Raw genomic sequence first — 11,082 nt, 5'->3', positions numbered from 1 at the left:
GATGGCTCGGGACGCGAGCTCGTCGATGGCGACGTGCTCGCCGGGCATCTCCGGCAGGTCGTCGAGGATCGGATCGACCGCGAGGACGGTCGCCCCGAGCCGATCTAGCCGGTGGGCGATGTCGATCGCGGGCGAGGCCCGCGTCTCGGGGACGCCGGCGCGGTAGGCCACGCCGAGCAGCGCGACCGTCGCGCCCTCCACGGAGCCGCCGTCGGCCGCCAGCTCGTCGACCAGGGTCTCGACGACGAACCCCGGCATCCGCTCGTTGACGCTCCGGGCCGTCCGGATCAGCGGCGCGCGGTCGTTCACCCCGTCGAGGAGGAAGTACGGGTAGTACGGGATACAGTGGCCGCCGACGCCCGCGCCCGGCGTGAGGATGTCACAGTACGGCTGCGTGTTCGCGGCCTCGATGGTCTCGACCACGTCGACGCCGAACTCGTCGGTCAACGACCCCAGCTCGTTGGCGAGCGCGATGTTGACGTCGCGGTAGACTCCCTCGAAGAGCTTGACGCACTCCGCGGTTCTGGCGTCGCTGGTGCGGATGACCTCGTTGTCGGTCAGCTCTCCGTAGACGAGCGCCGCGACGCGGCCGCTCTCGGCGTCGACCCCGCCGACGATCTTCGGGTACGACCCGCGGATGTCCCGGAGTGCGCGTCCGCTGGCCGTGCGTTCGGGGGTGTGTGCGAGGCCGAATTCGCCCGGCTCGCGGTCGCCGGCCGTCAGGATTGGGGCCACGACGTCCGCACACGTCCCCGGGGGGACGGTCGACTCCACGAACACGACGTCGCCCGGGTCGAGCCCGGCACGGACGGTCTCGGCGGCCGCTTCGAGCGCCGAGAGGTCGGGATCGTCGGCCTCGTCGATCACGGTGGGAACGACGATCACGTGGACCCGCGCGCTCGCGGCGGCGGCCTCACCGTCGGTCGTGGACTCGAAGCGCCCGTCGGCGACCAGGTTCGACAGCAACGCCGACAGCCCCGGCTCGTGATCGAAGGGGTTGCTCCCGCCGTTCAGCGCCGCGACGCGCTCGGGATCGATGTCGACCCCGGTGACCGCGCCGGTCGCTTCGGCGTACACCAGCGACAGCGGCAGCCCGATCTTCCCCATCCCGTACACCGCGACGGGGATGCTCCCGTCCCGGAACGCCCGACGTTGGCGGGCCGCGCTCGTGTCGCTTCCGTACAGCCCGCCCGTCTCCGTCGTCGGGGCGTTCGCGGTCATCGTCCACCCGTCCTGGCGACCGTCGCCTCGGGGCCGCCGACCTCCTCGCGTATCCAGCGGACCAGTTCGATCGCCCGGAGCCCGTCGTGGCCGGTGACCTCGGGGACAGACCCCGCGTTCACGGCCGAGACGAACGACTCGAGTTCCGCGCGGAGCGGCTCGCCGTTGTTGACCTGCGGGCGCTCGACGACGCTCTCCGAGCGGTATCTGACGTCGCCGTTCGACTCGACGTAGCCCGGGAGCGAGTGGCGGTGTATCTTCACCGACTGCGTCAGGTAGTCCACGCTCACCCGGCACTCCCGCCCGGTGACCGCGAGCGTGCGGATCTTCTGGTGGGTGATCCTGCTCGCCGTCAACGTGCCCAACACGCCGTTGTCGAGCTGGAGCGTCGCCGCGACGTGGGGTTCTCCCTCGATCCCCGCCGCGAACGCCTCGTCGACCTCGGCGTCGAAAAGCGACAGGAGGACGTCGAGGTCGTGGATCATCAGGTCCTCGACCACGCCGTCGGTGTTCTCGCGATCCACCGGGGGACCGAGCCGACGGGCGTCGACCGCGAGGACGTCCATCTCCGGCAACACGTCGGTGAGGGCTCTGACCGCCGGATTGAACCGTTCGATGTGCCCGACCTGGAGACGGAGGTCGTTCCGGTCAGCGAGCGCGATCAGCTCGCGCCCCGTCGCCGGGTCGTCGACGAAGGGCTTTTCGACCAGCACGTGGGTGTCGGCCTCCAGGGCCTCCCGGACGATCGGCGCGTGGTACTGCGTCGGGACGACGACCGAGACGGCGTCGACGCCCTGAAGCAGCGTCGCCCGGTTGAGCGGTCGCGTCCCGTGTTTGGCGGCGACCTCCTTCGCCCGCTCCCAGTCCGTGTCCGCGACGCCGACGAGGTCGACCGCGGGCAACCCGGCGTACACGCGAGCGTGGTGAGCACCCATGCTCCCCACGCCGATGACGCCGACGGCGAGCGGCTCGTCGTCAGTCATCCGCGCCCACCTCCGCGACGGGCCGGCCGTAGTGTTCACACACGGCGGCGGCGACCCGATCGACGTCGCCGTCGTCGAGTCCGGGATGAATCGGGAGGGAGACGACCTCGTCGGCGACCCGGCTAGCCGTCGGGACCGACGCCTCGTACCCGTCGTACGCGGGCTGGTCCGGGATGAGCGTCGGGTAGTAGACGGCCGTGTCCACGCCCCGCTCGTCGAGGTGGTCCCGGAACGCCGCTCGATCGGGGCAGCGGACCGTGTACTGGTGGTAGACGTGACGGCGATCCGGCGGCTCCGTCGGCAGGACCAGCTCGGTGACGCCCTCCAGCGCCGCGGAGAGTCGCGTCGCGTTCCTCCGGCGACGCTCGTTGTACGCCGGGAGCTTCCGTAACTGTTCTACCCCGATCCCGGCCGCGAGGCTCGTCATCCGGAGGTTGTGGCCCACTGAGACGTGGTCGTAGCCGTGGGCGGCGGCGTCCGCCCGACCGTGGTTGACGAACCGCGCGGCGCGGTCGGCGACCTCCCGGTCGTCCGTGACCACCATCCCGCCCTCGCCGGTCGTCATGTTCTTCGTGGGGTAAAACGAGAAACACCCGGCGTCGCCGAACGTGCCGACGGGCGTTCCCTCGTAGGCCGCCCCGTGTGCCTGTGCGGCGTCCTCTATCAGCGCGACCCCGTGTTCCTCGGCGATCTCGGCCAGCCGACCCATCGCCGCGGGCAAGCCGTACAGGTGGACCGGCAGGATCGCGGCGACGTCGTCGGTCGCCGCCAGGGCGTCCTCGACCGCCTCGGGATCCAGCGTGTAGGTCGTCGCGTCGACGTCGGCGAACACCGGCCGGGCACCGCAGAGCCGGACCGCGTTCGCGCTCGCGACGAACGAGAACGGGGTCGTGACGACCGCGTCGCCCTCGCCGACCCCGACGGCCTCGAGCGCGGTCTGTAAGGCGGCGGTCCCGTTGGCGACCGCGACGCCGTGATCGGCACGACAGTAGTCGGCGAAGCGGCGTTCGAACTCACGGACGGCGGGCCCGTCGGCCAGCCGACCGCTCGCCAACACGTCGCGGACCCACTCGAATTCCCGCTCGCCGACGTCGGGGTCGGCGATCGCGATCCGGCTCATGCTATCGAGTTCGGCCCGTCGAGTGGTTCCGGGAGATCGCGGGAGGTGGCGGGGACGCCGGCGACGAGCGTCCCGGGCGGGACGTCCTCGCAGACGACCGCGCCGGCGGCCACGAACGCTCGCTCGCCGATCGAGACGCCGGGCAGCACGGTCGCGTTGGCCCCGATCGAGACGGAGTCGGCGAGCGTGGGTCCCTCGAGGTCGATATCCTGACGGACGGGGTAGGGGTCGTTCGTCAACACCGCACCGGGCCCGACGAACACGTCGTCTCCGATTACGGTCTCTTGGGGAACATAGACGTTGCTCTGGAGGCTCACGCTCGAGCCGACCGTCGTTTCGCCGTCGACCACGGTGTTGGTCCCGACGAGCACGTCGTCGCCGAGTTCGGTGTGTTCCCTGACGAGGACGTTGTGTCCGGTCGTGAAACCGTCGCCCGCCCGCACGTCCGCGTAGACGATCGACCCGGATCGGACCGTGGCGTCAGCGCCGATGACGGTCGCGCCGGCGTCCTCGGCGTACTCGTATCCGAGCGTCGCGAGTTCGCTTACCGCCGACCCCTCGCCGATCCTGACGTCTGCGACCGTCGACGCCCGGGCGTTTCGTTGTAGGTCTCCCATGTCTGATTCGTGTACCAGTGCGGCGGGTCCGGCCATTGTTATGGAGAGGCTTGTCGGGGTACGATGGGCATACTCGCCCGCCGTCGATCGGTCGGATTTCCACCAGGAGCCAAGGGCCGTCGTCGGCCGATCCGAACCTCGGTCTCCGAACGGCACGAACGATGCGTGTGGAGGCTCCAACCCGGAGTATGCTCATCGTAACAATACCGGTATTCGAAACATATCCCGGTATGGACGTCTCATGGATACACACAGCAGTGCTCCTGATGGTCGTCGTCGGTGGGGTCGCCGGTGCCTCGTCGATCGCCGAGCTCGGAAGCAGCGGCGAGTCGATGACTGCCGAGGGAACGGAAGCGGTGAAGTCGAACGCCAGCGACGTCGCGTTCGAGGTACGGACCACGCTCAACAACACCGACGCGGCGAGCGTGACGAGAACGGTCGAACTGGTCGTCGAGGACGAGGAGGGGTCCTCGTTCACGGTCGACGAACGAACGGTGACCCTGTCCGCGGGGGAAACGAGGAGCCTCACGCTCTCGGCCCCGACGGACGCGGTGACCGCGGGGAGGTACAGCTACACGCTCGGCGACGACACGGGACCGCTAGCGACGGGGACTGTCTCCCTCGATCGACCCGCGTTCCTCGTCTCCGACGCCCGTGCGGAACCGGTCGTCCGCGGCGAGACCGGGACCGTCGCCGTGACCGTACACAACCGCGGTGACTTCCGAGGGATGCGGGACGTCGACCTCCTCCTCGACCGGAACCACGACGGCACGTACGACGCCGACGAGACCGTTGCCACGAGGGCACCGCTGCTCTGGGCGGGAAGCGACACGTCCGCGACGTTCCCGGTCGGGACCGACGGACTCGAGCCGGGAACCTACACGTACCGCGTCGAAGCGGCGGAGAGCGCCCAGGAGGGAACGCTGGTCGTCAAACGGCCCGCGACCGTTCGTATCGAGGGAGCGACGATGACCGCGGACGTCGTTCGGGGCGACCGGTTCAACGGGTCGGTGACCCTGACGAACGCGGGCGACGTCCGCGGGAGCGAGACGGTCCGCCTCGACGGGCCGACCGAGGCGTTCGACTGGACCCGATCGGTGACGCTCGCCGGGAACGGAACCACGACACTCGGGTTCGCCGCCGGGACGGATACCCTCGCCCGCGGGAACTACTCGATCGCGCTTTCGACGTCGAACGACTCGACGTCGGAGACGCTCCGCGTCCGAGAGAGCCGCTTCGTGGTCGACGAGCTGAGGGGGCCGGGATCGGCCGACGTGGACGACGACATCCGCTTCACCGCGACGGTGTGGAACGCGGGCGACGCGGCCGCGAATCGGACCGTCGAGCACCGTATCGATCTGGACGGCGACGACGACCCGGAAACGGTCGTGGAGAACCGATCCGTGGACCTCGCGCCGGGCGAACGGACGACCGTCGCGTTCGCGATCGCCGCCGACGATCGGGAGCGGTTCGACGACCGGGACCTGCTCGGCACGCACGTCTACGGCGTCTACAGCGGGGACACCAACGAAACCGGCGTCGTGGTCGTTCGGGGCTACTACGGCGGGAGCAGCTCGTCGGAGTCGTCCTCGTCGAACGGCGAGCCCGACCCCGTCTCGCGGGACGTGATCAGCCAGGAGAAGTACGGCCGCTACTACGCGGAGCTCAGCGGCGAGACCCAAGAGCAGGTCACGGAGCTACACCGCCGACAGCCGTTCGCCGACGGACTCGTCGTCACCGAAGTGCTGACCCGCGAAGAGATCGCGCGTCAGGAGTTCGGGCTCGACGTCGAGCGGAACGACGCCTTCGAGTTCACCTCGATCGAGGTCGAAACCCAACAGGAGATCGAGGCGACGTTCGACGCGCAGTTCGAGTCCGACGACGGCGACCGGATCGACTCGTGGGACGAACTGGCCCGCGAGCGGTTCGGGAGCGACTACGAGGAGCTCGACGACGACCGGCAGGAGACGATCGAGAAGACCTATCAGGACCAGTTCGATCTCTGATGAGTCAGTCGCATCGCGACGGATACGCCGCGGGCGCTTCGTCGGCGATCCGCGACAGCTGCTCCGGCGGGACGCGTATCACGGCGCCGTGGTCGGTTCGCGTGTTGAAGGGGTTGACGAACAGTCCCATCTCCTCGTCGGCGGCTAAGAACACGTACGCGCTCGCGGTCGGCACGCCGGGGGTGATCGATCCGAGGGGCCGTCGCCGACGGAACGCCGCCAGCTCGTACCACTCTTCGTACGCCGACGCCGAGGACGCCGCCAGCACCCGTGCCACGTCGCCGCTCCGGTTTCCCCGTCCGGCGGGGGCGGTGCTGTCCGTGCCGACCTCGGCCGCGGTCGCGACCGCGACCCAGACTTCGCCGTTCACCGGAAGCGTCGCGGCGTAGTACGCCGACGCGTCCGTTCTCCCGACCGTCGCCGGGACGGCGGCGTCGTCACGGCACAATCGGAGGAGTTCGATGTCTGCCGCGTACGAACAGTCCATCCCCCACAGCACCGACGAAGGGGTGAACGACAACCCGACGGCCCGCCACCGCTGGCTCCCGTCGCCGACGCGGAGGAAGCGGCCGTCCGCGAGGCGGCCGACGGCGCTCTCGTCGTCGGTGTCGCCCGACGTCGCCCACAGGTCGCCGCTGTAGGGGTCGTGGAAGACGCCGTGGAAGTGGCGAACGGCGGTCGTCTCGACGTACGTCTCCCAGCTCCGGCCGTCGTCCTCGCTCCGGAGGACCCGGGCGGGGTCGTCCCCGAGCGTGTACTCGGCGAGGTACACCGCCCCGTCGTGGAGACAGACGGACGTCGGGAGAACGCCCATCGGCCCCGACGACGACGGGAGTCGGTGGACCGGCTCCCAGGACCGCCCGTGATCGGCCGAGCGGAACACCCGCCGGCCGACGGTCGCGAGCAGCGCGTCGCGCAGCGGCCAGAGGTTCGTCGTCGTCCAGGACCCGACGACCGGACGCAGGAAGCGCTTCGCGAGCGCCCCGTTCCGCAGTCGGAAGCGGACGTTCGCGATCCCGTCGCCCGGCGTCGGAAGGCGTCCGAGGCGAGCGTACCCCTCCGACGGGGTCCAGACCCCGACCGTTCGCCCTCGGGTACAGTAGAGCCGGCCGTCGCGGACCCCGCCGACCCTCGTCGCTCGGCCGATATCGAGACGACCGTCCCGGGACCGGTGACCGCCGTTCCGCCGTCCCTCTCCGACGTAGGGTTCCGCCATCGAGGGTCGTTATCGCCCGGCGGTCGGCACTTCCTCGGTATCGGTCGCGGTATCGTCCCGGCCGTCGGACGCCGTGTCGTCCGAGCGGGGACCCAACTGGCCGGACTCGATCATGGCGACGAGCGGGTTGTCCTCGATCTCGAGCGGGAGGTCGACCCGTCCCCGGCGCCGGGTCGACTCCCAGGCGGCGAAGATCACCTCCGTCGACCGGAGCGCGCGCCGACCGGACAGTTCGGGCTCCGAACCCGTCTCCAGCCCTTCGATCGCGTCCGCGATCGCCCGCTCGATGAAGATCGGCGTCGTCCGGTCCTCGGCCGAAAGCAGCGGGAGTCGCGTCCGGGCCTTCCTCAGCGCAGCGCCGAGGTAGCCCGGCGACTCGCGGCCGTGGAGGTTCTCGCCGTCCGTATCGACCGACTTCCACTTCCCGCCGGTCGTCCGAGACCGGAGCGTCGGGCCGTCGTCGACGCCGATATCGATGACCCCGTCCGCACCGACGAGTCGGAGATAACACGTCCCCTGAGGCCTGGAGTCCCCGGTCGTGGCCAGCCCGAACGTCCCGTCGGCGTACCGCCACTGGACGACCGCCTGCGTGGCGTTCGGGGTGCCGAACCAGACGTTCTCCTGCCGGTAGTCGACCTGCGCCAGCACCCACTCGACGTCGGCCCCGTCGGTAAAGTACTGACAGAGGTCGACCTGGTGGATTCCGGCGTCGAACAGCGTCTCGCCCGCGAACTCCAGCCGCTGGAGGTCCCCGATCTTCCCGTCCGCGAGCAGTCGCCTGGCCTTCCGGAACGGCGCGCCGAAGCGTCGCTGGTGGTTGATCGTCAGCTGTACCCCGGCGCGGTCACACGTCCGCACCATCGCCCGACAGTCCCCCCAGGTGTCCGCCATCGGCTTCTCACAGTGGATCGCCGCGACGTGGCCGCTCTCGGCGCAGTTCACGACGATATCGGCGTGGATCCCCGGCGGGACACAGACGCTCACGAGGTCCGGCTCGACCGCCGCGAGCATCTCCTCGTAGTCCTCGTAGGCGGCGTCCTCCCCGAGGTCGAACGCCCGGGCGAACGCCCGCCCGTTCTCGGGGACGATGTCCGCGCACGCGACGAGTTCACAGGCCTCGTTGTTCGCGTAGGCGTGTCCGTGACGATACCCCATCGCGTAGCCGTCTCGGCCGGGATCGGTGGGGTCGGGTCCCGTGCCAATGACCGCGACGTCGTAAACCATTCTGCACGGAGAACGCCGCCCCCGGCCAAAGAGTATAGACCTCTTACCCTCGCGGTTCCGCACCCGACCGCCGCGTGCGATCGGGCCAGCCCGGCGGTTTCCGTCGCCCCACCGTAGAGACCGCCGGTACGGTTCCTATAACAATGTACGTCCTCGCGGATACCCCGTTGTGGCTTCTCAGCGCATCCCGTCGACCGCCGATCGCCGCACCCCCGGGACCGGGAACGCCTCGGACGTGGAGGGGGACGAACTCCCGTTCGTCTCGATCGTGGTCCCGGTGTACAACGATCCGATCGGGATCGAGGCGACGATCGACTCGCTCCGCAGGCAGTCCGCTCCCGTGGACCGGTACGAGGTGATCGTCGTGGACAACGGGTCGACGGACGGGACCCGCGAGGTCGTCCGCGAGTACCGCGAGGCGTTCGACGGCCTCCGGCTGCTCGTCGAGGACGAGGTGCAGGGCTCGTACGCCGCCCGAAACAGTGGAATCGACGCCGCGACGGGACCGGTGGTCGCCTTCGTCGACGCCGACATGGTCGTCGATCCCGACTGGGTCGAGGACGTCGCGCGGCGAATGGCCCGGACGGACGCGGAGTACCTCGCGTGCGACGTGCGGCTGTTCACGGCCGGCGACGAGGGGACGGTGGCCAAGTACAACCGGCTCAACGACCTCCACGTCGAACGGTTCATCGAGGAGCTCTCGTTCGCGCCGACCTGCTGTCTGGTCGTCAGACGGACGCTCCTCGAGGACCTCGGCGGGTTCGACCCGCGGCTCCGCTCCGGCGGGGACTTCGAGTTCGGGAACCGCGTCGCGGCGAGCGGTCGCCGCCTCCGGTACGCCCCGGACATCGTCATGTATCACCCGACGCGGACGACGCTCGGCGCACTCCTCCGGAAGGCCAGACGGGTCGGTCGCGGGAAGACCCAGCTCCGGAGGTACTACCCCGACCGCTACGGGTCGCCGCTCCGCTCCGCGCTCAATCCCGTCGCGTTCCTGCCGCCCCGACCGAGCTTCATGCGGCGATCGATCCGCGACTGGGCGGACCTCCCCGTCCGCCAGAAGTGTGTGTTCCTCGCCGTGAGCTACCTCACGTCGCTTGCGAAGGCCTACGGCCAGCTGCTCGAACTGGTGTCGCCCACGGACACGGGAGCCGACGCCGAGGGCCGGGCCGGATCTCCCGAAACGTAGATAGGCGCCGGTCGAAACGTAGGTAGGCCCCGCCGGTCGAACCGGGACGGTACGGCCGGGATCAGTCCCCGTCGAATCACGACTCGTCGGCGTCCCGAAACGCCTCGACGTCAGGCAGGTCGGTGACGCCCTCGTGTTGGCCGACGTACGCCGCGGCTCCCGTCGCCTCGTCGAACGTCGCCTCGTCCGGGTACTCGCGGACGGTCAGGACGCGACCGTCGTCGACGGCGAACACGATCTCCACGGACCCGTCGTCGTGTCGGTACTCCGCGGCCTTCCTCGTCGAGTCGGCAGGCTCCTCCATACACCCGTCGTTGGGGCGTCACGGGCTTACCCGTTTCGCCCGTGTTCCGTCCCGGATCCCGATTCTTTCCGGGGTTCGTCCGTGGATTTCCCTTACCTGTTGTCGACCAGGTCCTCGATGTCCGCCGGCGAGGCCACGACGAACGCCTCCTGGCGGAGCAGTTCCTCGTCGCCGGGGAGGTAGAGGAACTTCTCCGAGTCGGCCGCAGTCGCCCGGATCCGTTCCCACTCGTCGAGTTCGTATCCGAGGTCGTCGCCACCCGGATTGTCGGGCTGGTCGTCCCACTCCCCTTCGAGCGAGTTCCGGTTCATGATCCCCCTGGTCGGCGATCCGACGGGGTCACGGACCTCGTATCGGACCGGCGGCGACGCCGACCGATCGGGGGCTTGCACTGCTGTGACGCCATCGATTCACCTCCGGAAGGAGAGTGAGGCGTCCCCGTCGATCCGCATCCGTACAATCTCCCCGGAGAAGCCGAACGTGTCGCGGTCGTTCGCAACCGTCCCGCTGGCGACGCCGCCGGCCGCAGTGTCCGTCCCCTCGGCGCCCCACCCGCCGTCGCGCTTCGCGATCGATCCGGTCGTCTCGACGAGATAGCTCGCCTCGGCGTCGTCCCCGATGACGACGAGTTCGTGAGGCAGGTCGTGGTCCGTTCCGAGCGCGTCGGGGTCGACGGACTCGCCGTCCACCCGAACGACAAGATCGCCGTCGACCTGGCAGTCGGTGAACCCGCCCGTGACCTCGTAGGAATCGACCTCGCCCTCGACGTAGCCGGTGACGGTCGTGCCGTCGATCGTGTCGCTGTCGGCTGTGTGGTCGCCGGCCGCGACGCTCCCGTCCACCCCGAACGTGTACGCGAGCCGGTCGGTCGTGTGGCTGCCGTCGACCTCGACCGTGCGCGTGGTCGTGACGAGCTCATCGGGGTCGACTCTCTCGCCGTCCAGCCGGATGGGCACGTCGCGGTCGATCTCGAACTCGGTGAACGTGCCCGTGATCCAGAAGGAGTCGATGCCGCCTTCGACCTGCCCGGTGACGGTGGTGCCGTCGATCGTGTCGTTGTCGTTGGCACGCGGGCCGGCTTCGACGCTTCCGTCAACGCTGAAATGTGTAGTTTCACGCGGTCGTAGGTGACGCTCCCGTCGATGACCGAGTTTCCTTTGCGGGTCAGTCGATCCCCGTGGTCGAATCGGCGTCTTTCCGTA

10 protein-coding genes and 1 pseudogene are annotated in these 11,082 nt (G+C 69.5%); 2 read left to right on the top strand and 9 right to left on the bottom strand.

Features of this window, described 5'->3' with window-relative positions; translation table 11 throughout:
* From GJ633_RS09805 to GJ633_RS09790, 4 genes are all read right to left on the bottom strand, one after another.
* On the bottom strand, positions 1 to 1,221 hold a 1,221-nt coding region (locus tag GJ633_RS09805), incomplete at its 3' end, for a nucleotide sugar dehydrogenase (RefSeq protein ID WP_156588682.1).
* Entirely contained in the window at positions 1,218 to 2,204 is a 987-nt protein-coding gene (locus tag GJ633_RS09800; RefSeq protein WP_156588681.1) for a Gfo/Idh/MocA family protein, read from the bottom strand. The genes GJ633_RS09800 and GJ633_RS09805, both read right to left, overlap by 4 nt.
* Entirely contained in the window at positions 2,197 to 3,324 is a 1,128-nt protein-coding gene (locus tag GJ633_RS09795) for a DegT/DnrJ/EryC1/StrS aminotransferase family protein (RefSeq protein ID WP_156588680.1), read from the bottom strand. Before GJ633_RS09795 ends, GJ633_RS09800 begins: the two co-directional genes overlap by 8 nt.
* Positions 3,321 to 3,941: an acyltransferase gene (locus GJ633_RS09790; protein ID WP_156588679.1), complete on the bottom strand. Its 621-nt coding sequence runs from the start codon at positions 3,939 to 3,941 to the stop codon at positions 3,321 to 3,323. Before GJ633_RS09790 ends, GJ633_RS09795 begins: the two co-directional genes overlap by 4 nt.
* Positions 3,942 to 4,171: 230 nt before the next feature.
* On the opposite strand from GJ633_RS09790, the gene GJ633_RS09785 reads away from it, so the two are divergent.
* Positions 4,172 to 5,947, top strand: a complete 1,776-nt coding sequence (locus GJ633_RS09785; protein WP_156588678.1) for a hypothetical protein — start codon at positions 4,172 to 4,174, stop codon at positions 5,945 to 5,947.
* Positions 5,948 to 5,951: 4 nt separating this feature from the next.
* Here the strand turns inward: GJ633_RS09785 and GJ633_RS09780 are convergent, their stop codons facing one another.
* Together GJ633_RS09780 and GJ633_RS09775 are read right to left on the bottom strand one after the other, a co-directional pair.
* Complete coding sequence (locus tag GJ633_RS09780; RefSeq protein ID WP_231741322.1) at positions 5,952 to 7,163, bottom strand: exo-alpha-sialidase; 1,212 nt, start codon at positions 7,161 to 7,163, stop codon at positions 5,952 to 5,954.
* Between the two features lie 9 nt (positions 7,164 to 7,172).
* Complete coding sequence (locus GJ633_RS09775; RefSeq protein WP_156588677.1) at positions 7,173 to 8,387, bottom strand: Gfo/Idh/MocA family protein; 1,215 nt, start codon at positions 8,385 to 8,387, stop codon at positions 7,173 to 7,175.
* Between the two features lie 169 nt (positions 8,388 to 8,556).
* Between GJ633_RS09775 and GJ633_RS09770 the strand changes: the two genes are divergently transcribed.
* Entirely contained in the window at positions 8,557 to 9,576 is a 1,020-nt protein-coding gene (locus GJ633_RS09770; RefSeq protein WP_321169006.1) for a glycosyltransferase, read from the top strand.
* Between the two features lie 76 nt (positions 9,577 to 9,652).
* Here the strand turns inward: GJ633_RS09770 and GJ633_RS09765 are convergent, their stop codons facing one another.
* The 3 genes and pseudogenes from GJ633_RS09765 to GJ633_RS17185 all read right to left on the bottom strand — a co-directional run.
* A complete protein-coding gene (locus GJ633_RS09765; protein ID WP_156588675.1) occupies positions 9,653 to 9,880 on the bottom strand; it encodes a hypothetical protein in 228 nt (75 codons plus the stop codon).
* Between the two features lie 92 nt (positions 9,881 to 9,972).
* Positions 9,973 to 10,191: a hypothetical protein gene (locus GJ633_RS09760; RefSeq protein WP_156588674.1), complete on the bottom strand. Its 219-nt coding sequence runs from the start codon at positions 10,189 to 10,191 to the stop codon at positions 9,973 to 9,975.
* A gap of 99 nt (positions 10,192 to 10,290) precedes the next feature.
* Positions 10,291 to 11,082: pseudogene (locus GJ633_RS17185) on the bottom strand (hypothetical protein); the annotation flags it as partial.

It is taken from the genome of Halorubrum sp. CBA1125 (genome assembly GCF_009742825.1).
Classification (GTDB): domain Archaea; phylum Halobacteriota; class Halobacteria; order Halobacteriales; family Haloferacaceae; genus Halorubrum.
The sequence above is the reverse complement of the archived record's forward strand: the minus strand, read 5'-3'. Positions and strand labels throughout refer to the sequence as shown.